Origin of the sequence: Rahnella sp. WP5 (assembly GCF_000745615.1) — a bacterium.
GTDB classification, from domain to species: domain Bacteria; phylum Pseudomonadota; class Gammaproteobacteria; order Enterobacterales; family Enterobacteriaceae; genus Rahnella; species Rahnella aceris.
This window is the reverse complement of the sequence record NZ_JQJR01000014.1, coordinates 52,297-73,787: the sequence shown is the minus strand read 5'-3', so window position 1 is coordinate 73,787 and position 21,491 is coordinate 52,297. Positions and strand designations below refer to the sequence as shown.

The window sequence follows — 21,491 nt, the reverse complement described above, 5'->3', positions numbered from 1 at the left end:
ACCTATGGCGCTTACTAAAGCTGAAATGTCAGAACACCTGTTTGAAAAGCTCGGGCTGAGCAAACGGGATGCCAAAGACCTTGTTGAAATATTTTTCGAAGAAGTACGTCGTGCTTTGGAAAATGGCGAGCAAGTTAAACTGTCTGGCTTTGGCAATTTTGATTTGCGTGACAAAAACCAACGTCCGGGACGTAACCCGAAAACCGGCGAAGATATTCCGATCACGGCGCGTCGTGTGGTGACTTTCCGTCCGGGACAGAAATTGAAAAGTCGTGTAGAGAATGCCACGCCGAAAGAATAAGTGAAAACATCAAAAGGCCGCGAAAGCGGCCTTTTTTTTATCTGATTGTTAAGAGTGCAGTGTCATCGGAAACAATAGGTTTTAACGCTTTTAAGTAATTAGCACAGAAAGTGAAAAGATAGCGTTAAAGGGGTAGGCGGTTCAGGATTAGTCTGATAGATTAAATTTCAAGGCCTGAAAAGAACTTTGGTTTATTATTTATCCGGATGCCATTCAAATAAAACGGGGCCGAAGCCCCTATGGTAAGTCACTCATTATGTTCAGTTAATAATATGTACATATTAATATCTGAATAAAAGGCACCGGACAAATTAACCGGGAACGGGAGAATGGAATTATAAAAGGTGACTAGTGGTTATAGAACATACGAGGTCCACCCGGACCGCCGCCACCGTGCCCACCGCCGCCATGACCGCCACCATCAGGACCCCAAAATGGTGGGAATAAACAGCCACTGAGGCTGACGACAACCAGAGCAATGCTCAGCAGAGCGAAAATACGACGCATAAAATACATCCTTCGTTTGAATAAACAGGTCGATTATAAATAGAATGCAGACAGGTTGTTGTCAGGCTTGCGTTAAGATTTGTTAGTGTCTTAATAGGAATTGAATAGATAACACACACCGTCTTGTTGAATTATTTCAACCAGGACATGTTTGTGTTTTTATTGTAAGGTCAGAGCAAGTTATCCGAAAATACGCTTATTTCTTATATTTTCTTCAATACCTGACTGATATAAAAATCACGTCATAAAAAATAAAGAAGGCGTAACTAACGTGAAAAAATCTCTCTTATTGCTTTGTTGTGCACTGGCTTTGCCTGTGATCGCGCAGGCAAATGTTTCTATTGACCTCAACGTACCTGGCGTATCACTTCACCTCGGGGATCAGGATCAGCGCGGTTACTATTGGGATGGCTATGACTGGCGTCCACCGCAGTGGTGGCATGATCATCAGGGCCATCATTACGGTGAGCGTAATGAACATGGCATGTACTGGCACGGTAATCGCTGGGACGCTAAACCACCGCAGCGTAACCATGATAAGCCGGGGCGTAATCAGCCAGGACCGCAGCCCCATAATCCGGGCCGTCCAAACGGTAATGATCATCATGATAATAATGGTCATCAGGGGAACGGCCAGCCGATCCCGCCGAATGGTTATCAGGGACACTGATTTTCCCTGTAAATGCAAACGTGTCCGAAGCCGGTGCTCAGTCACCGGCTTTTTCAATTTCTATTTATGGTATTCAGCCGTTCTTCGCTAGAGCTAACTGCCTAATATCGGTAGGATAGTCACTTCCCGTGAGCCCCAGGAATTAGCCATTCATGCCTATCCCGCAGACCTTTTCTGCCTTTGAACAGCAACAGAAATACCGTGACCGCCGCTGGTTATACGGGCTGGGTATGTTCTTGTTGTTGATATGGGTGTTCAGTCTGAGTGCGGGTGAACGCTGGCTGTGGCCGGATCAATGGCTCAGCACTGAGGCGCGTCTGTTCGTGTGGCAATTACGGTTTCCGCGCGCTGTCGCTGTCATTTTGGTGGGCGCAAGTCTTGCTGTCTCCGGGGCAGTGATGCAGTCGTTGTTCGAAAATCCTCTTGCCGAGCCCGGTTTACTCGGTGTTGCCAATGGTGCCTGCGTCGCGCTGGTTTTATGTGTCATGTTAAGCCACGGCCTGTTGCCTGTTTGGATCATGAGTCTGGCAGCCATCGCGGGCGCTCTGATTGTCACTTTCTTTCTGCTATATATTGCCCGTAAACGCCTTTTGACGAATGCCCGTATGCTTCTTGTCGGGATTGCTATTGGGATTGTCTGCAGTGCTTTAATGACCTGGGCGATTTATTTCAGCAACAATCTCGATTTACGGCAGTTGATGTACTGGATGATGGGCGGATTTGGCGGTGTTGACTGGAATCAGCTCTGGCTGGGATTAATGTTGCTGCCTGTTTTACTGTGGCTGGTCTTACAGGGGAATGCACTCAATCTATTGTCTCTCGGGACGCAGCAGGCGAGGCAACTCGGCATATCGCTGAACACCTGGCGTTATATTCTGGTGCTTGCCGTCGGCTGGATGGTCGGGCTGAGCGTCGCCTTATCGGGCGTCATCGGTTTTATCGGGCTGATCATCCCGCATATTCTCAGGCTTTGCGGGATCACCGATCAGCGCCGTTTGCTGCCCGCCTGTGCACTTTGCGGCGCTTCAGTTTTACTGTTAGCAGATGTACTGGCGCGAATTGGTTTATCTGCGGCGGAATTACCGATTGGTGTGGTGACTGCCACGCTGGGTGCACCGGTATTCATCTGGTTGCTGACCAGAACCGGACAAATCCGCTGATGCTTTTCGGTGTGTCGGCTATGCTGTTCACTGAAACCCCTTCCCCTAACCTACAAATATCAGGACGAAAACGATGAGTAATGAAATTTATAATATCTCCCTGAAAACTATCGATGGCGAAACCACGACGCTCGGTGCTTATAAAGGTTCTGTATTGCTGGTCGTGAATGTGGCATCACAATGTGGCCTGACCAGGCAATATGAGGGGCTGGAAAATATCTACCAGGCCTGGCACGATCGTGGTTTTGAAGTGCTGGGCTTCCCGTGCAATGAATTCGGCGCGCAGGAACCGGGCACTGAAGATGAGATCAAAACCTTCTGCACCACCCATTTTGGCGTGAAATTCCCGATGTTTAGCAAAATTAACGTCAACGGAGACAACCGTCATCCGCTGTATTCAGCGCTGATTGCAGCCTGTCCGACAGCCGTCAAACCGGAAGACAGCGCGTTCTACGAACGTCTGGCCAGCAAAGGTCGTCAACCTCTTAAGCCCGATGACATCTTGTGGAATTTTGAGAAATTCCTGATTGGTCGTGACGGCACCGTGGTTCAGCGTTTTGCACCCGATATGACACCGGAAGATCCGATCCTTATGGAAACCATCAAAGCCGCACTGGCGAAATAATTTGCGTGTGAATACACCGATGCTGGAATGTCGTGAGATAACCGTTGCGGGGCGGCTTAGCGCATTTAGCGCGCGGATTGTGCCGGGCTGTCGGATCCATATCATCGGCCCGAATGGCGCCGGGAAAAGCACTTTACTGACCCGTCTGGCGGGTATGTCGGCAGGGGGAGGCGAGGTTATTCTCGACGGACAACCGCTTGCCGACGTTCCCGGACCCAGGCTGGCACGTCTTCGCGCCTGGTTATGCCAGCAACTGACCCCGGCATCCCTGATGCCGGTATTTCAATATTTGTCCCTTCATCAGCCGCGAGAAGTGGATCCTGCTGTTCTTGAGCGCACGGTTTCATGTTTATGTGATGCTTTACATCTCAGCGATAAACTTGGCCGGCCGGTCACGCATTTATCCGGCGGGGAATGGCAGCGGGTGAGGCTGGCGGCTGCTTTATTGCAAGTGTGGCCGACGGTGAATCCTGATAGTCAGCTTTTATTCCTTGATGAGCCGATGAACAGCCTGGATGTTGCCCAGCAGCAGGCGCTGGATCAGTTACTTGCGGAGTTTTGCGCGGCAGGACGTTCCGTGGTGTTAAGCGATCATGATCTCAACCACACCCTCCATTACGCGCATCAGATCTGGCTTATGTCGCAGGGTCAGGTAATGGCGGCGGGAAAATGTGCTGATGTCATGCAGCCTGAAATACTTTCAGACGTGTACAAAGTGGCATTTCAGATACACGAACTGGCAGGCAGGCAATGGATAATGGCGACCTGAGCTTAATGCATAGCGGTTTAATTATATTATTATTGGGGTTTACGCTTTACCCCAATTCTTATTTGTTCATAAAAAACGCATAAGATGCATTGTTTTAATAAAGTTCATTTTTTTCATAAAAACAGAATTTAATGTAATTGATTGTTATTAAATGATTTTTATTTTTTCCTGCTATTTAATTTTTGTTTATTTACTTTCTGTTTAGCTTCGCGTGACTGGTAAATCCTTAAGGTTAAATTAAGATTAAACCGACATCATAAGATCCATAATTTCATGACGGCGTTTACTTACTGTTAAATAAATGCGGTCTACAGTCGGTATCGGTAATTACCTTTTTGGGATAGCGTAATGGAAAACTTTTTGCCTTTTTCCCGTCCGTCTATGGGCGAAGAAGAAATAGCTGCAGTGGGGCAGGTTTTACGTTCTGGCTGGATCACCACCGGGCCACAGACTCATCAGCTTGAACAGGATTTTTCTGCCACTTTCGGTTGTAAGCATGCTATCGCAGTCAGTTCTGCGACAGGCGGCATGCATGTCACCCTGATGGCGCTCGGCATCGGACCGGGCGATGAAGTGATCACGCCTTCACAGACCTGGGTTTCAACCATCAACATGATTGTCCTGCTCGGTGCAGAACCGGTGATGATTGATGTTGATCCTGACACATTGATGGTCAGTGCCGACGCGGTTGCTGCGGCCATCACGCCAAAAACCAAAGCGATTATCCCGGTGCATTACGCCGGCGCGCCTTTAGACCTTGACCCGATTTATGCTGTTGCTAATGAACACGGTATTCCGGTCGTGGAGGACGCTGCGCACGCGGCAGGCACAAAATACCGTGAACGCTGGATTGGCGCACAGGGGACAGCAATTTTCTCGTTCCACGCGATCAAAAATATGACCTGCGCAGAAGGCGGTCTGATTGCCACCGACGATGATGTTCTGGCTGAAAAAGTACGGGCATTGAAATTCCACGGTCTGGCGGTTGATGCATTTGATCGTCAGGTGCTGGGGCGTAAACCGCAGGCTGAAGTGGTTGAGCCAGGCTTTAAATACAATCTCTCCGACATTCATGCCTCTGTGGCTGTCGTGCAGCTTAAACGTCTTGCACAAATGAATGCCCGCCGTGCGGAGCTGGCACAGCGTTATCTGGATAAATTACAGGGCTCACCTTATCTGCCAATGGCTGTACCGGCTTACCCGCACCTTCATGCGTGGCACTTATTCATGATCCGTGTGGATGAAGCGCGTTGTGGTATCAGCCGTGACGCACTGATGGAACGTCTGAAAGAGCAGGGGATCGGAACGGGTTTACATTTCCGTGCAGCTCACACCCAAAAATATTACCGCGAACGTTATCCGCACCTGAGCCTGCCAAACAGTGAATGGAATTCGGCACGTTTATGCAGTTTGCCGCTGTTCCCTGATATGCAGGACAGCGATGTGGACCGCGTTGTCGCGGCTCTTTTTTCCCTTCTGGAGGCGCAGTAGTGGCGCAATACGAACCAATCCGTAAAGTCTCGGTGGTTATCCCGGTCTACAACGAAGAAGAAAGCTTGCCGGCGTTGCTTTCCCGCACGCAGGCCGCTTGTCAGCAATTAACCCAGCAATACGAAATCATTCTGGTGGATGACGGCAGTTCTGACAGCTCCGGCGACATGCTCGCTGCCGCTGCAGAACAACCGGACAGCCATGTTATTGCCGTTTTGCTCAACCGCAATTACGGCCAGCATTCCGCCATTATGGCCGGTTTTAGCCATGTAACCGGTGACCTGGTCATTACGCTTGATGCTGACCTGCAAAATCCGCCGGAAGAAATCCCGCGCCTGGTTGCCACGGCCGATGAAGGCTATGACGTTGTCGGCACCGTACGTGCAAATCGTCGCGATTCCTGGTTCCGTAAAACGGCATCAAAGATGATCAATATGATGATCCAACGTGCCACCGGTAAATCGATGGGTGACTACGGCTGTATGTTACGGGCTTATCGCCGTCACATTATCGAAGCTATGCTGCATTGCCATGAGCGCAGTACCTTTATTCCTATTCTGGCCAACACATTCGCGCGCAGAACCATAGAAATTCCGGTTCAGCATTCTGAGCGTGAGTTTGGTGATTCCAAATACAGCCTGATGAAACTGATTAACCTGATGTATGACCTGATCACTTGTCTGACGACAACACCGCTGAGAATGCTCAGTGTTGTTGGCAGTGTGATTGCCATCTTCGGTTTCCTGCTGGCGGTATTCCTCATTTTAATGCGCCTGATCAACGGCCCTGAGTGGTCTGCGGAAGGCGTATTCACGCTATTTGCATTGTTATTTATGTTTATCGGTGCGCAGTTTGTCGGTATGGGATTACTCGGTGAATACATCGGGCGGATCTACAACGATGTTCGTGCGCGTCCCCGTTATTTTGTTCAAAAAGTCGTCGGCGTTCGTTCCGAAGACCACAGTCAGGAAGAAGAGTAATGAAAGCGATTGTATTTGCCTATCATGATATTGGTTGTGTTGGTTTACAGGCTCTGGTTGACGCGGGTTATGATGTTCAGGCAGTTTTCACCCACACTGATTCCCCGAATGAAAACCAGTTCTTTTCTTCCGTTGCCCGTCAGGGCGCTGAGCTGAACCTGCCCGTTTATGCACCGGAAGATGTTAACCATCCATTGTGGGTTGACCGCATCCGTGCTTTACAGCCCGATATCATCTTCTCTTTCTACTACCGTAATATGCTGAGCGAAGAGATTTTATCTCTGGCGCCGCAGGGTGGCTTCAATCTGCACGGTTCATTGCTGCCGCGTTACCGTGGTCGTGCACCGGTTAACTGGGCGCTGCTCAACGGTGAAACTGAAACGGGTGTCACTTTGCATAAAATGGTCAAACGACCGGATGCAGGTGATATCGTCGGTCAGCGCAAAGTGGCGATCACTGGCGATGACACGGCGCTGAAACTTCATGCCAAAGTGCGTGAGGCAGCGAAAGCATTACTGACAGATGTGTTGCCGGAAATGAAAGCGGGCAACATCACACTGACGGCGCAAGACGAATCTCAGGCCAGTTACTTTGGTCGCCGTACCGCCGCTGACGGTGAAATTCACTGGCACAAATCGGCCACTGAAATTAATAACCTGATCCGCGCGGTGACTGAACCCTATCCCGGCGCATTCTCTTATCTCGGCCAACGTAAGCTGACTATCTGGCGCGCACGTCCGCTGGCAACTCAGCACGACAAACAACCGGGCACCGTGCTTTCTTCTGATCCGCTGACCATCGCCTGTGGCGAAGGCGCGCTGGAAATTCTGGCAGGGCAGAGTGAAAACGGCCTGTATGTACAGGGTTCCCGTCTGGCGCTGGAACTGGGCATTATGCCGGATATGCGTGTCGCAACGTTGCCCACGGCGGTGATGAAACGCCGTACCCGTGTTTTAATCCTCGGCGTGAATGGTTTTATCGGTAACCACCTGAGTGAGCGTTTGCTTCGCGAAGACCGCTATGAAATTTATGGCCTGGATATCAGCTCTGACGCGATCAGCCGCTTTATGGGTAATCCGCATTTCCACTTCGTGGAAGGCGATATCAGCATCCATTCAGAGTGGATCGAATATCACATCAAAAAATGCGACGTCGTTCTGCCGCTGGTGGCGATTGCAACGCCAATCGAGTACACCCGTAATCCGCTGCGCGTATTCGAACTGGATTTCGAAGAAAACCTGAAAATTGTCCGCGATTGCGTCAAATACAAAAAACGCATTATCTTCCCGTCAACGTCTGAAGTTTACGGCATGTGTGATGATAAGGAATTCGACGAAGATCATTCCCGTCTGATTGTCGGCCCGATCAACAAACAGCGCTGGATTTACTCTGTTTCCAAGCAACTGCTGGACCGCGTGATCTGGGCTTACGGCGCGAAAGAAGGCCTGAAGTTCACCCTGTTCCGTCCGTTCAACTGGATGGGACCACGTCTGGATAACCTGGATGCTGCGCGTATCGGCAGTTCCCGTGCGATCACCCAACTGATTCTTAATCTGGTTGAAGGATCACCGATCAAACTGGTGGATGGCGGCGAGCAAAAGCGTTGCTTCACTGATATCAACGACGGTATTGAAGCGTTGTTCCGGATCATCGAGAACCGCGACAACTTATGTGATGGCCAGATTATTAACATCGGTAACCCGACTAACGAAGCGAGCATTCGTGAACTGGCAGAAATGCTGCTGAGCAGTTTTGAATCACATCCGCTGCGCGCGCAGTTCCCGCCGTTCGCTGGTTTCAATCTGGTGGAAAGCAGCACGTATTACGGAAAAGGCTATCAGGACGTGGAGCACCGTACGCCGAGCATCAAAAATGCCCGTCGTCTGCTTAACTGGAAACCGGAAATCGGCATGGATAAAACCGTTGCTGAAACCCTGGATTTCTTCCTGCGTTCAGTAAATCCTGACGCTGGCAAAGCCTGAAACGGTGCCCGTCATGAAGAAAGTGGGTCTGCGCATTGATGTGGATACCTGGAGTGGCACCCGCGAGGGTGTCCCTCAGCTTCTGCAAACTCTTGCAAATCATAAAATTACTGCCAGTTTCTTCTTCAGCGTTGGCCCGGATAATATGGGGCGTCATTTATGGCGCCTGCTTAAACCGCGCTTCCTGTGGAAAATGCTGCGCTCTAATGCGGCGTCTCTTTACGGCTGGGATATCTTACTGGCAGGCACCGCGTGGCCGGGTAAACTTATCGCGCGTGATCTCGGTTATCTGATGAAAGAAACCGCAAAACGCGGGCATGAAGTCGGGCTGCACGCCTGGGATCATCAGGGCTGGCAGGCAAAAGTCGGGAAATGGTCCGAGAAACAGCTGGAAGAACAAATCCGCCTGGGGCTGGATGCGCTCGAAAAAAGTTTGGGCCATGATGTCGAATGTTCGGCCGTCGCAGGCTGGCGTGCCGATGAGCGGGTTATCGAAGTCAAAGAACGTTTCCACTTTTACTACAACAGTGATTGCCGCGGAACGCGACCTTTCCTGCCGGTACTGGAAAACGGAACACTGGGCACTGTGCAGATTCCCGTGACGTTACCCACTTATGACGAAGTGGCTGGCGGCGAGATTAACGCCGATAACTTCAACGACTTTATTCTTGATGCTATTGCGAAAGATCATGGTGTACCGGTTTATACCATTCATGCCGAAGTGGAAGGCATGTCACTGGCTAAACAGTTCGATGAATTGTTAACCCGTGCGTCTGCGCAGGGGATCCAGTTTTGCGCGCTGGGTGAGTTGCTGCCGCAAGATCTCAGTACATTGCCAAGAGGCAAAGTGGTTCGCGCCAGTTTCCCGGGTCGGGAAGGCTGGTTAGGCTGTCAGCAAGAAGGTTTTTCCTGATGTCGAAAACAATTAAAGGCCTGTGGGGCACGCTGATTTTGGTGTTCTTTGCCCTGGTTTACCTTGTTCCTCTTAACACCCGTCTCTTATGGCAACCCGATGAAACCCGTTATGCAGAAATCAGCCGCGAAATGCTCCAGCGCGGTGACTGGGTTGTGCCACATCTTCTCGGGTTACGCTATTTTGAGAAACCTGTCGCGGGTTACTGGTTTAACAATATCAGCCAGATGATTTTTGGAGACAGCAACTTTGCCGTGCGTTTTGGATCGGTATTCAGCACGGCGCTTAGCGCGATTTTAGTGTTCTGGCTGGCGCATCTTATGTGGCGCAACCGCCAGACGGCTTACACTGCGGCATTGATTTATCTGTCCATGACGTTGGTTTTCGGCATCGGGACTTACAGTGTGATGGATCCGATGATCACGCTGTGGATGACGGCCGCAATGGTCGCAAGCTATTTCTGCCTGCGGGTATCGCGTACACCGCAAAAAGCCCTGAGCTGGATTGCACTCGGGCTGGCCTGCGGCATGGGCTTTATGACCAAAGGCTTTCTGGCGCTGGCGTTACCGGTTATTGCGGTTCTGCCGATTATCTGGCGCGAAAAGCGTTTCAAAACCCTGCTTGGCTGGGGGCCCCTGGCGATTGTGAGTGCGGCGGTACTGAGCCTGCCGTGGGTGCTGGCGATAGCACACCGGGAGCCGGACTTCTGGAACTACTTCTTCTGGGTTGAGCATATCCAGCGTTTTGCTGAGGCTGATGCTCAGCACAAGGCACCTTTCTGGTATTACCTGCCGGTGCTGTTTCTGGGGGCGCTGCCATGGCTCGGGTTATTACCGGGAGCTTTGCGGGCGGGCTGGACTCAACGCGTCGTGCGTCCGGAATTGTTCTTCCTGCTGAGCTGGGCAATCATGCCGCTGATTTTCTTTAGCATTGCTAAAGGTAAATTGCCGACTTACATTTTGCCGTGCTTTGCGCCGCTTGCCCTGCTGATGGCGGATTATTTAGATAAGATCCTTGAGTCAGGAAAATTACGTGCACTGAAAGCCAATGGGACCCTCAACATCGTGTTTGGTGTGTTGCTGGCCGTGGCAGTTCTGTTGATCTCCGGCATATTACCTTTCCACATCAAAGCTGTGTTCAGTCGTTCTGAGTTGCCGCATGCCCTGATCGGTATTCTGTGTTTTGCCGTGTGGGCGCTGGCTGGCGCAGTGTCGCTGACGGATTTGAAAAAGCGCTGGTATTGGGCTGCCCTTTGCCCGCTGGTGCTGGCATTGCTGGCCGGACAGGCTATTCCGAAAAAAGTGATGGATTCCAAACAGCCGCAGCCCTTTTTGACGCAAAATATGGCGTTGCTGAAAGACAGTCGTTATGTGCTGACAGATAACGTCGGTGTGGCAACCGCAGTTGCGTGGACACTCAAGCGCAGCGATATTCTGATGTTTGATGAAAAGGGTGAGCTGCAATACGGTTTGAGCTATCCGGATGCCAAAGACAATTTTGTCGATGCGGCACATTTCTCACAGTGGCTGCAACAAGCGCGTCAGGCAGGAAATGTCTCTCTGATCCTCAGACTTGACCGTAATGCTGCGGTGAAATCCTCTCTGCCTCCTGCGGATCAAACGGTGCGGATCGACCGTCAGGCACTGTTATTCTACAAAAAACTGCCATGACCGGTTTCCTTCTGGTTCTTGTCGTCAGCGTTGTCACCTGTGCCGGTCAGCTTTGTCAGAAGCAGGCCGCACAGGTTGCTGCGCATGGCATGGCGAGGGTTTTACGCTGGCTCGGGCTGGCGATATTGTTGCTCGGTATCGCCATGCTGTTATGGTTACGTGTATTGCAATTATTGCCGCTGAGCCTGGCTTATCCGATGCTCAGCCTGAATTTCGTCTTGATCACGCTGTGTGCCCGATGGTTCTTCGGTGAAGTTGTCGATGGCCGCCACTGGTGCGGCGTCGCACTGATCATGTGTGGTATTGCACTAATGAGTGTCAGCTTATGAAAGGATACCTGTGGAGTGCGGGAAGTGTTTTGCTGGTAACGGCGGCACAATTACTGATGAAATGGGGCATAGTGCAGATCCCGTTGTTTTCACTGGCCGCTATAGATACTCCCTTTATTGTTAGCCATTTACATGCCCTGATTGCCGTTTTTATGGGGCTGTGTGGCTATATATTATCGATGGGATGCTGGTTCTTTGCCTTGCGTTACCTGCCACTCAACCGGGCATATACCTTACTGAGTCTGAGTTATGCGCTGGTGTATATTGCCGCAGTAACGCTGCCCTGGTTCAATGAAAGCATCAGCTTAAGTAAAACAATTGGCGGGTTGCTTATCCTGTCAGGTGTCTGGCTTATCCACAGTAAACCGGTAAAAAAATCCCATTGAATGATTTTTATGACGATAAAAAACATCATTAAACATTGGATGACGGATAAAATAGCGCTAAATTCTATTAGTTCTTAGATAACGGCGACTTATCCGGCGCGCGTAAACCTTCGCGTCTGGTCAGGCCGTGATGCTATTCGAGAAGGAATGCACTATGCGCTGCTCATCCGTATCCATGTATTCCCTGCTGGCCGTTGCCGCATTAATTCTTAACGGTTGCAGCAGCCACGCTCCGCCGCCAAGCGGCAGGTTTGCCGATTCTATTACTGTCGTGGCCGAGCTTAACGACCAGCTCAGCCAATGGCACGGTGCCCCGTATCGTTACGGCGGATTACAACCGAGCGGCGTTGACTGTTCTGGTTTTGTCTTCCGCACTTATCGTGATCGGTTTGGCGTCGTGCTGCCGAGAACGACCGCCGACCAGACCAAAATCGGCACCAAAGTGCCACGTGATGAATTGTTGCCCGGCGACTTAGTCTTCTTCAAAACCGGCAGCGGTGAAAATGGTTTGCATGTCGGTATTTATGATACTGCCGATCAGTTTATTCATGCCTCGACCAGCCAGGGCGTGACCCGTTCTTCACTCGACAACGTTTACTGGCGAAAAGTGTACTGGCAGGCGCGCCGTATCTGACACGGTGCCCAATCGCATTCCCCCTGATTTCACTGCGTATTTCATCCTGTTTTTTGCTGTTATTATCAAAGCAGACTCATTCAGGATGAATATGCAATGAAACCTCTCAGACTATTACTTTCCGATTCTTACGATCCCTGGTTCAATCTGGCCGTAGAAGATTGTATTTTCCGCGAGATGACCACGCAGCGTGTGTTATTCCTCTGGCGAAATTCCGAAACCGTGGTTATCGGGCAGGCGCAGAATCCGTGGAAAGAATGCAATACCCGCAGAATGGAAGAAGATGGCATTCGTCTGGCGCGGCGCAGCAGTGGCGGCGGGGCGGTTTTTCACGATCTCGGGAATACCTGTTTCACCTTCATGGCGGGCAAACCGGAATACGATAAAAGCGTTTCAACCGGCATTATTCTCAACGCACTAAAAACGCTGGGTATCGATGCTACTGCCTCGGGTCGTAACGATCTGGTGGTACAGACGCCGGAAGGCGAGCGGAAAATTTCCGGTTCCGCCTATCGTGAAACAGCCGACCGCGGCTTCCATCACGGCACGTTACTGCTTAATGCCGATCTCAGCCGTCTCGCCAACTATCTCAATCCGGACGTCAAAAAGTTGCAGGCAAAAGGGATCACTTCGGTGCGTTCGAGGGTCGCGAATCTCAATGAGTTTGTGCCGGATATCAATCATGAGCAAATTTGCCAGGCCGTGATTGCGGCATTTTTCGACTGGTATGGTGGGAATGTAAAACCTGAAATCATCTCTCCGGAGGTGTTTCCTGACATTCCGGGATTCCCCGAAAGATTTGCTAAACAAAGCAGCTGGGAATGGAATTTCGGCAAAGCACCGGCCTTCAGCCATTTACTGAACGAACGGTTTATCTGGGGCGGGGTGGATATTCACTTTGATGTGGAGAAGGGCAACATCAGCCGTGCGCAGATTTTCACCGACAGCCTTAATCCCGCACCGTTACAGAGATTAGCCGCGGAGCTGGCAGGCACGCGCTATCACGCGCAGGACGTCGGGCAAGCCTGCCAGCGCATCATTATCCGATATCCGGCGATGCAGGCTGAACTCACTGAACTGCAAAACTGGCTGGTGCGTTGTATCCAGTAAAGTTGAGAATGCCGGAGGTCGCTGATGATGACGAATAACCTCCGGTTTATTATTACCTTAGCAAAATTACTCATCATTCTTAAAAGCCCGGTTGTGAATCCCGTCACTTGCGCAATATTCCATAAGACACTATAACCATTAGCTAAAATATTTAGTAACATGCTTTTTGGGCATTAGCACAAAACAAAGCAGGAATTCTTGTTGAAAAAGGATTGATAGCGCTCACAAGGCAAGTTGCGTGTTTTCACCTCTGGCGATAAGATTAGTCTGAAATCCCTGTGTTGACTGTTATAACCCCTAAAAAGAAGGCAATAAGGGAAAGGCGTTTTTAAAAACTTTGAATCGCAGCCGCTCGTGTGGTCGTCTCTGTACACTTACAACCGGACAGGCTCTTTATTGATATCAATTTCTCTAATATTTCGGTTTCGCCTCGGGGCTCCGGTATCTTTATGATCTGATTGATAGTCAAAAAAGTTATTAATCAATTAGTCGTGCCGTTGATGTTTTGGACAAAAATGAAAATACAATTCGATACGGCCTTTAACAGCAGCTACCTGTGCCAGCCGGTCTATACCATTGACGGGAAATTACTCGCCATAGAATTAATTTGCCGTTTTTCCAGCGCAGACAGCAAGTTAGTCATGCCCACAGAACTGGTACTGAACCTGTTAACACCGCAGCAGTTATTACGGTTTCTTAATGAGCAACAGATATGGGCGGGTGAGCATGCCCGATGGTTTAGCGATAATCAGGTTATTTTGAATATCAGTGTTGAGGAAAAACAGGTGGCCTTATTGCTGGAAGATGAAAATCTCCGCAATGCGTTCAGCATGCATACTTTCATTCATCTTAATCTGAGCGAGTCGTTTCCGCGTCTTTCCGAAGGCAAAAATAACCAGCAACTGGTTGCATTAAAAAAATATTTTCCGCTTTGTCTGGAAAACTTCGGCTCAGGCACTATTAACATGGTGCCCGTTTTTGACCATCTTTTTCAGTGGGTGAAGCTCGACAAAAATCTTTTCTGGCAGCTCTGTGAGGGTGAACATTTCACTATCGTGATGCCCTCGCTGATAAGAAATGTTAACCGTTTTTGCCGTAATATCGTGGTCGACGGGCTCGACTCTCAGGACTATTTTGATGCGTTACGCAAAGTAGAAATACAAGGGGTGAAGGGTTTGCTATGGCCTGGTGTTGAGCCCGCTGAACTGGACAGCCTGCTTGTGCGGCCCAGCCAATTTCACTGATCGTCGCAGGTTGTTTCACTCTCAGGATCCCGGCCAGCGCCTGCTGTGCCGGGATTTTTTATCACTCAAGGTCATAATCTCCCTGCATTCGCTCCGTGTTAATTAACGTCCCGCAGTCCTACACTATTAAAAAGGGGGATTTATGCCGCGATTTGAACATCATTATGCTGACCAGTTGCCTGACTTTTACACGCAACTGCAACCGACGCCGCTAAAAGGCGCACGGCTTCTTTATCACAGCGAACCACTGGCGCGTGAACTGGGGCTGGATGATTCGCTTTTCGATGCTCAGCATCGCGAATACTGGTGCGGTGAAAAACTCTTCCCCGGTATGCAGCCCCTGGCTCAGGTTTATAGCGGGCATCAGTTCGGCCAGTGGGCGGGACAACTGGGCGACGGACGGGGTATTTTACTGGGCGAACAGGTTTTACCTTCCGGAAAACGGTTCGACTGGCATCTGAAAGGGGCCGGGCTGACACCTTATTCACGAATGGGAGATGGTCGTGCGGTTTTGCGTTCTGTCGTGCGTGAGTTTCTCGCCTCGGAAGCGCTACATCATTTATCGGTGCCGACAACGCGGGCGTTGACGATTGCCACCAGTGATGAGCCGGTTTTCCGCGAGCAGCCTGAGCGCGGTGCGATGCTGATCCGCGTGGCGGAAAGCCATGTTCGCTTTGGTCATTTCGAGCACTTCTACTACCGCAAACAACCTGAACATGTCAGGCAACTGGCAGATTATGTCATCGCACATCACTGGCCCCGGTTGCTGGAAAGTGAGCCGGTTGACGCATCACGCTACCAGCAATGGTTTACCAGTGTGGTGGAACGAACCGCTGCGCTGATTGCACAATGGCAAAGTATCGGGTTTGCACACGGCGTAATGAATACCGACAATATGTCGATTCTCGGACTGACTATCGATTACGGCCCTTACGGTTTCCTCGACGATTATCAGCCGGGTTATATCTGCAACCATTCCGATCATCAGGGGCGTTACAGCTACGATAATCAGCCGGCGGTGGCTTACTGGAACCTGCATCGTCTGGCACAAACGTTATCCGGCCTGATGTCCACGGAACAACTCCAGACCGCGCTTGGCGAGTATGAACCGGCGCTGATGAGAGCCTATGGCACGCTGATGCGCGGCAAACTGGGTTTCTTTACCGAGAATAAACAGGATAACGATCTGCTCACCGGGCTGCTAAGTCTGATGGCGAAAGAGGGGCGGGATTTCACGCAGACTTTCAGGTTGCTCAGCCAGACAGAACAACAGCAGGCCGCGTCGCCTTTACGGGATGAATTCATCGACCGTGACGCTTTTGACAGCTGGTATCAGGCTTATCGTCAGCGTTTACAAACGGAAGATATTGATGATGCCACGCGGCAGGACGCCATGAAACAAAGTAATCCACGCATTATTTTGAGAAATTATCTGGCGCAGAAAGCCATCGAAAGGGCTGAAGTGGATGATATCAGTGCGCTGGAGCAACTTCACCAGGCATTGCGTGACCCTTACAGCGATGCGCCTCAGTATGATGAAATGGCGAAATTGCCACCCGACTGGGGAAAACACCTCGAAATATCTTGTTCGAGCTGAGATAAAAAATGCCACATCTGAATGTGGCATTTTTATTGAACCGTCTCTACTGGCGTAAGAAAACTTGCGGCAATGCAGTTTCCGGATGCGGGCAGACGTTCAAATCGGCCTGATACCAGCGGCTCAGTATGGCTTCGCTCAGTACGTCAACGGGCGTCCCGCTGGCGACCACTTTTCCGCCGTGCAATAAAATAATCCGGTCGGCATACAACGCCGCAAGATTGAGATCATGCAGCACGCAGCATACCGCCAGCGGCGTTTGCCGGGTTAGCTGTCGCAGCAAACGCAACGCGTGTTGCTGATGATATAAATCCAGCGCCGATGTAGGTTCATCGAGAAACAACCAGCGTGAGGAAGAGGCGGGTTGCCAGAGCTGGATCAGTACCCGCGCCAGTTGAACCCGCTGCTGTTCGCCCCCCGATAAATGGCGATAATCTCTTTCTGCCAGATTCAGACAATCGGTTTGCGTCATGACTTCAGTCAGTGCCCGTTGCATATTTTGCTGACCGTGCGGTGAACGCCCGAGTGTCAGTACTTCCCGCACGCTAAAGCCAAAGGCCAATGTACTGTTCTGACGCATAACTGCCCGGGTGCGCGCCAGTTCCTGTGCTGGCCAGTCATTGAGTTGTCTTCCCTGAAGCGAAATCTGCCCCGATTGTGGCATCAGGTAGCCGGTCAGCATACGCATCAGTGTTGATTTTCCGGCACCGTTTGGCCCAATCAACGCCACCATCTCTCCGCTTTGCAAGCTGAGTGAAACATCGTCAATTAACCGGCGGCTATTGACGGAATACGTCAGATTTTCTGCAACCATTGATGAAGTAAAGTCAGACATTACGCGGAACTCCCGGGCGCAGGATCAGCCATAAGAAATACGGCCCGCCAATCAGGCTGGTGAGCAATCCCACCGGCATTTCTGCCGGAGCAACCAGTGTGCGGGCCAGCGTGTCAGCGAGCAAAAGCAGGCAGGCACCGGCCATGGCCGATCCCGGTAATAGCCAGCGGTGGTCTGCGCCAATACGCATCCGCAACAGGTGCGGGATCACCAGACCGATAAAACCGATCACACCAGAAACCGCGACAGCAGCCCCGACCAGCAGGGCGCTCAGCAGCAATAATTGCAACTGCGTGCGGCGGACATTCACACCGAGATAGTGCGCGTCTTCTTCACCTAATTGCAGGATATTCAGGCGCCGCGCCATGAACAGGGCCGCAACACAGGCTGGCAGGATCAGCGAAGAGGCCACAGCCAGTGTCGGCCATTGCGCCTGCCCGAGACTGCCCATGCTCCACAAAGAGAACTGGCGTAACTGCTGGTCATCACTGACGTAGGTCAGCACGCCGACAGCGGCACCGCACAGTGCATTGATGGCAATACCGGCAAGCAGTAAGCGCGATAACCCACCATGGCCGAAACGACTCAGTGTAAAGACGATGGCTGAAATGGCCAGACTGCCAGCAAATGCGCTGATCATATGACTGTACAGGGCCAGCAAGGGTGGCAATGCCAGTGGCATCACTATAGTCAGGGCAACCGCAAGCGCCGCGCCGCTGCTGATCCCAAGCAGGCCGGGATCAGCCAGCGGGTTGCGAAACAATCCCTGCATAACCGCACCGGAACTGGCCAGCGCGCAACCGACTACCACCGCCAGCAGCACGCGGGGAAGGCGGATTGTCAGCCAGACTTGCCACAAACTATCGCCAAATGGACGTGCGAGTAACGTCCTTAACGACAGTGACATCGCGCCGGTATTCGCGGCCATCACGGCCAGCACCAGCAGAGCGCCGCCAAGGCCAATCATCGCCCAAACTGGCGAACGGCGACCTGACGGCACCGGAGGGCTCATGCTACTCATTTTGCTTGTTCCGCAGCCTGACGAAGTTGTGCCATCACCGCAGGCGTTTGCAAACCAAAGCCCAGCAGGGACATATCATCGATGACCAGCACACGCTTATTTTTGCCCGCAGGCGTCATAGCAACACCCGGCAGTTTCCACACCTGATCCATTCCACCCAGGGTTTTAACTCCGTCAGCGGTCAGTAGCAGGATATCCGGCGCACTGGCAATCACCCCTTCCTGTGACAGCGGACGGTAACGACTGAATCCCTGCATGGCATTTTTCGCCCCGACAGACGTGATCATCGCATCTGCCGCAGTATTCTGACCTGCTGCCATAGATGACATGCCACCGTGGCTCATTACAAACAACATTTTTACCGGCAGGGCATCGTGTTGAATAGCAGAAATCTGCGAACGATAGGTTGCGATCAGTTTTTCACCTTCCGCCTGACGGTTCAGCGCTGCGGCAATCACTTCGATTTTATCCGGGACGGTGTCCGCAGAGGGTTTCCCCGGCACACGAACCACTTTTACGCCGTTCTGCTCAAGCTGTTTTAACACCAGTGAGGGTTCTGCCAGTTCGCTGCTCAGCACCAGCGACGGGTGCATAGACAAAATCCCTTCAGTATTGAGCTGGCGCATATAACCGACGTCCGGTAGGGCCAGTACTGCCTGCGGACGCAAGCTGGTACTGTCGCGGGCGACCATTTCGTTGCCCGCACCGAGTGCGTAAACAATTTCGGTAACGTCACCGCCAATACTGACAAGCTTTTCAGCGGCATACAGGCCCGGGGTCGCCAGTAAAGCTGTAATAGCGGCCAGCATTTTCAAGGTTTTGTTCATGCTGCAACACCTTCATTGCTAAGTTGCGCCAGCTGTTCCCGCCACTGAGTTTGTTCAGGATTGCCTTCGTTACGCTGACCGTAAAGTTGCGCGATCTGCGTACCATCAGCGGCAAATAACTCCAGGCTGGTCACGAAACCGTCTTTGGTCGGCTTACGGGTGATCCAGCTTTCCGCGATAGCACTTTCCACCAGATGCAGGGTGAACTGTTTGTTGAAGACGTTAATCCATTCACCGTGCGGCATGATCTTTTCAATCTGACCGGTGAAAATTTGCACGCAACCCCTGTTGCCTACAAAAATCATGATTTCGTTTTGGTCATCTTTGGCGATATTCAGTAAACGCGTCAGCGAGCCGTTATCGACGCGCCATGCCAGATCATCCCCGACAGCTTTAAACGCTTGCTGGCGGGTGACATCGTGACGTTTCAGCAACTGGAAGAACTGGTGAACGTCGGTCATTGCACGCCATTCAGCATCGAGAGTGCTGGTGTCGGCGGCAGTCGTCGGAGCCGGAACTTCAGGGGCGACTTCAATTTGCAGCGGAGGATTGACGTCACTTTTGTACTGCGCAATCAGCGCGTCCCATGCTGCCATGTCAGTTTCATCGGTGTTATACACTTTATGAACGGCATCACCGTGCGCATCGAAGAACTGAATGCTGTGGCGAACGCCGCGGGCCGTGGTTTCTGACAGGCTGAAAATGTGCAGCCAGTGTTGCAGGAACAAACGCAGGTCCAGCGCGCGTGGATTAAGGATCAGACCGGCGTGACCGCTGAGATGCTGATTCTCATAGCGACCTTCCTGCTCGTGTACGGCAAAGTTGTTACGGGTGATTGACTTGGTGCCACCGACATTCTCCAGAGCAGCCAGCAAGCTACGGGCATCAACATCCAGACGCGCAGCATCATGGGAAACACGTAAAGCCGTTAACTCAGCTTCGCTTATCCGTAAAATTCCCGCCAGATCGCGGGCATATTTACCGGGATTAGCTTCTTTTGCCTGTAAATAGTCCTGATAGTGAACTGAATGCATTGCTGTTTCCTCGTTGTCTAAAGTCACCCGCTCTTTGGCGGATAAAGCTTGCGATGTTATGTGAATGATTTGTAAAAATATTTATGGCAAGAGTACGTTTAATATACGCGTGGTAATAGGAATTAATATCAATTTGATAATCATTATCAAATCATTACCTAAACACATCAAGAAAATTTTTGTCGCTGGAATGTAATTCTGTGGCGTTAACCCCTTAATTTAAGAGGGGAAGCAGGAGGGGATGCGCGGAGAAGCATCAGAACAGACAGAGGGTTACACGCCCCCAGGCCTGCTACTGACACAAAAAAGGGCAACCAAAGTTGCCCTTAAGAAGGTTACAGCAAAGTGATCAGAACCGGCTGTTTGTTGCCTGCGCAAGCATTGAGAGTAATGTCTCGGTGTCTTCCCAACTCAGACATGGGTCGGTAATCGATTTGCCGTAAATCAGAGGTTTGCCGGGAACGATGGGCTGTGTGCCTTCAACCAGGAAACTTTCCGCCATGATGCCCGCAATGGCAGTTGAACCGCTGATGATTTGCTGGCAAATATCTTCTGCTACCTCAAGCTGACGACGGTGCTGTTTCTGGCAGTTGCCATGACTGAAATCGACCACCAGCCGCTGCGGCAAATCGAATTCCGCCAGATTCAGGCAGGCTTGTTCGAGGTCATCCGCATGATAATTCGGTTTTTTACCTCCACGCATAATCACATGGCCGTAAGGGTTGCCGGCGGTACGGTAAATGGTCATCTGACCCTTTTTGTCCGGTGACAGGAACATATGACTGGTGCGCGACGAACGGATAGCATCGATGGCGATGCGGGTATTTCCGTCAGTGCCATTTTTAAAACCAACAGGGCAGGAAAGTGCCGAGGCCATTTCGCGGTGGATCTGACTTTCGGTGGTGCGAGCGCCGATGGCACCCCAGCTGATCAAGTCGGCAATATATTGTCCGATCACCATATCAAGGAATTCGGTCGCTGTCGGGATGCCTAGTTGGTTGACGGTCAGTAATACCTTACGTGCCAGCTCAATACCGTCATTAACACGGCAGGAACCGTTCAGTTCAGGGTCTGAAATCAGGCCTTTCCAGCCGACAACGGTACGTGGCTTTTCAAAGTACGTACGCATGACGATTTCCAGGCGATCCTGATACTTTTCACGCAATACGCTGAGCTTGCCCGCGTAATCAATAGCCGCTTCTATATCGTGGATTGAGCAGGGGCCGACAACGACCAGCAACCGCTGATCTTCACCGCTGATAATCTTTTCAATTCGTTTACGTGATTCCATCACGTGTTGTGCGACCGACGGGGAAATTGGCAGTTTGTCTGCCAGTGCCTGAGGCGTAATCAGGCTGTCGATGCGCGTCGTACGCAGTTCATCTGTTTGTGACATCGTGTTCTCG

General features: G+C 51.2%; 22 protein-coding genes. 16 read left to right on the top strand and 6 right to left on the bottom strand.

Features of this window, described 5'->3' with window-relative positions; genetic code table 11:
• The first annotated feature begins 4 nt into the window (after positions 1–4).
• Entirely contained in the window at positions 5–301 is a 297-nt protein-coding gene (ihfA, locus tag EX31_RS14045; RefSeq protein WP_004089944.1) for an integration host factor subunit alpha, read from the top strand.
• 348 nt (positions 302–649) lie between these two features.
• Here the strand turns inward: ihfA and EX31_RS26175 are convergent, their stop codons facing one another.
• A complete protein-coding gene (locus EX31_RS26175) occupies positions 650–808 on the bottom strand; it encodes a lipoprotein (protein ID WP_167686146.1) in 159 nt (52 codons plus the stop codon).
• A 271-nt stretch (positions 809–1,079) separates the two neighbouring features.
• Between EX31_RS26175 and EX31_RS14040 the strand changes: the two genes are divergently transcribed.
• The 15 genes from EX31_RS14040 to EX31_RS13970 all read left to right on the top strand — a co-directional run bounded on the left by EX31_RS14040 (position 1,080) and on the right by EX31_RS13970 (position 16,368).
• Positions 1,080–1,478 carry a DUF2502 domain-containing protein gene (locus EX31_RS14040; RefSeq protein ID WP_013576130.1) on the top strand — a complete coding sequence of 133 codons (399 nt, stop codon included), beginning with the start codon at positions 1,080–1,082 and terminating at the stop codon, positions 1,476–1,478.
• Positions 1,479–1,630: 152 nt separating this feature from the next.
• The gene (gene btuC / locus EX31_RS14035; protein ID WP_037035293.1) at positions 1,631–2,638 is read left to right on the top strand and encodes a vitamin B12 ABC transporter permease BtuC; all 1,008 of its coding nucleotides are present in this window, start codon (positions 1,631–1,633) and stop codon (positions 2,636–2,638) included.
• 73 nt (positions 2,639–2,711) lie between these two features.
• A complete protein-coding gene (locus tag EX31_RS14030; RefSeq protein ID WP_013576128.1) occupies positions 2,712–3,263 on the top strand; it encodes a glutathione peroxidase in 552 nt (183 codons plus the stop codon).
• A gap of 19 nt (positions 3,264–3,282) precedes the next feature.
• Entirely contained in the window at positions 3,283–4,032 is a 750-nt protein-coding gene (gene btuD / locus EX31_RS14025; protein WP_037035306.1) for a vitamin B12 ABC transporter ATP-binding protein BtuD, read from the top strand.
• Between the two features lie 348 nt (positions 4,033–4,380).
• Entirely contained in the window at positions 4,381–5,523 is a 1,143-nt protein-coding gene (gene arnB / locus EX31_RS14020) for a UDP-4-amino-4-deoxy-L-arabinose aminotransferase (protein WP_037035291.1), read from the top strand.
• The gene (arnC, locus tag EX31_RS14015) at positions 5,523–6,503 is read left to right on the top strand and encodes an undecaprenyl-phosphate 4-deoxy-4-formamido-L-arabinose transferase (protein ID WP_013576124.1); all 981 of its coding nucleotides are present in this window, start codon (positions 5,523–5,525) and stop codon (positions 6,501–6,503) included. Before arnB ends, arnC begins: the two co-directional genes overlap by 1 nt.
• A complete protein-coding gene (arnA, locus tag EX31_RS14010) occupies positions 6,503–8,485 on the top strand; it encodes a bifunctional UDP-4-amino-4-deoxy-L-arabinose formyltransferase/UDP-glucuronic acid oxidase ArnA (RefSeq protein WP_037035289.1) in 1,983 nt (660 codons plus the stop codon). Before arnC ends, arnA begins: the two co-directional genes overlap by 1 nt.
• Before the next feature lie 13 nt (positions 8,486–8,498).
• Positions 8,499–9,398 (top strand): 4-deoxy-4-formamido-L-arabinose-phosphoundecaprenol deformylase, encoded by a 900-nt coding sequence (gene arnD / locus EX31_RS14005; RefSeq protein ID WP_037035288.1) that lies wholly within the window; start codon positions 8,499–8,501, stop codon positions 9,396–9,398.
• Entirely contained in the window at positions 9,398–11,068 is a 1,671-nt protein-coding gene (arnT, locus tag EX31_RS14000) for a lipid IV(A) 4-amino-4-deoxy-L-arabinosyltransferase (RefSeq protein ID WP_037035287.1), read from the top strand. The genes arnD and arnT overlap by 1 nt, the downstream gene beginning before the upstream one ends.
• A complete protein-coding gene (gene arnE / locus EX31_RS13995) occupies positions 11,065–11,397 on the top strand; it encodes a 4-amino-4-deoxy-L-arabinose-phosphoundecaprenol flippase subunit ArnE (protein WP_013576120.1) in 333 nt (110 codons plus the stop codon). The genes arnT and arnE overlap by 4 nt, the downstream gene beginning before the upstream one ends.
• Positions 11,394–11,783, top strand: a complete 390-nt coding sequence (arnF, locus tag EX31_RS13990) for a 4-amino-4-deoxy-L-arabinose-phosphoundecaprenol flippase subunit ArnF (RefSeq protein ID WP_013576119.1) — start codon at positions 11,394–11,396, stop codon at positions 11,781–11,783. The genes arnE and arnF overlap by 4 nt, the downstream gene beginning before the upstream one ends.
• Before the next feature lie 154 nt (positions 11,784–11,937).
• Positions 11,938–12,417 (top strand): NlpC/P60 family protein, encoded by a 480-nt coding sequence (locus tag EX31_RS13985; RefSeq protein WP_013576118.1) that lies wholly within the window; start codon positions 11,938–11,940, stop codon positions 12,415–12,417.
• 96 nt (positions 12,418–12,513) lie between these two features.
• Positions 12,514–13,527 (top strand): lipoate--protein ligase A, encoded by a 1,014-nt coding sequence (locus EX31_RS13980; RefSeq protein ID WP_037035285.1) that lies wholly within the window; start codon positions 12,514–12,516, stop codon positions 13,525–13,527.
• A gap of 515 nt (positions 13,528–14,042) precedes the next feature.
• Positions 14,043–14,771: an EAL domain-containing protein gene (locus tag EX31_RS13975; protein ID WP_037035304.1), complete on the top strand. Its 729-nt coding sequence runs from the start codon at positions 14,043–14,045 to the stop codon at positions 14,769–14,771.
• A gap of 142 nt (positions 14,772–14,913) precedes the next feature.
• Positions 14,914–16,368 (top strand): protein adenylyltransferase SelO, encoded by a 1,455-nt coding sequence (locus tag EX31_RS13970; RefSeq protein WP_037035284.1) that lies wholly within the window; start codon positions 14,914–14,916, stop codon positions 16,366–16,368.
• A gap of 46 nt (positions 16,369–16,414) precedes the next feature.
• Here the strand turns inward: EX31_RS13970 and EX31_RS13965 are convergent, their stop codons facing one another.
• From EX31_RS13965 to EX31_RS13945, 5 genes are all read right to left on the bottom strand, one after another.
• A complete protein-coding gene (locus EX31_RS13965) occupies positions 16,415–17,203 on the bottom strand; it encodes a heme ABC transporter ATP-binding protein (RefSeq protein WP_037035283.1) in 789 nt (262 codons plus the stop codon).
• On the bottom strand, positions 17,196–18,224 hold the full coding sequence (locus EX31_RS13960; protein WP_013576112.1) for a FecCD family ABC transporter permease: 1,029 nt from the start codon (positions 18,222–18,224) through the stop codon (positions 17,196–17,198). The genes EX31_RS13965 and EX31_RS13960 overlap by 8 nt, the downstream gene beginning before the upstream one ends.
• Positions 18,221–19,051 (bottom strand): heme/hemin ABC transporter substrate-binding protein, encoded by an 831-nt coding sequence (locus EX31_RS13955; protein ID WP_037035281.1) that lies wholly within the window; start codon positions 19,049–19,051, stop codon positions 18,221–18,223. The genes EX31_RS13960 and EX31_RS13955 overlap by 4 nt, the downstream gene beginning before the upstream one ends.
• Positions 19,048–20,085 (bottom strand): hemin-degrading factor, encoded by a 1,038-nt coding sequence (locus EX31_RS13950; protein ID WP_037035280.1) that lies wholly within the window; start codon positions 20,083–20,085, stop codon positions 19,048–19,050. The genes EX31_RS13955 and EX31_RS13950 overlap by 4 nt, the downstream gene beginning before the upstream one ends.
• Positions 20,086–20,434: 349 nt before the next feature.
• Positions 20,435–21,481 (bottom strand): 3-deoxy-7-phosphoheptulonate synthase, encoded by a 1,047-nt coding sequence (locus tag EX31_RS13945; protein WP_037035279.1) that lies wholly within the window; start codon positions 21,479–21,481, stop codon positions 20,435–20,437.
• Positions 21,482–21,491: the final 10 nt, after the last annotated feature.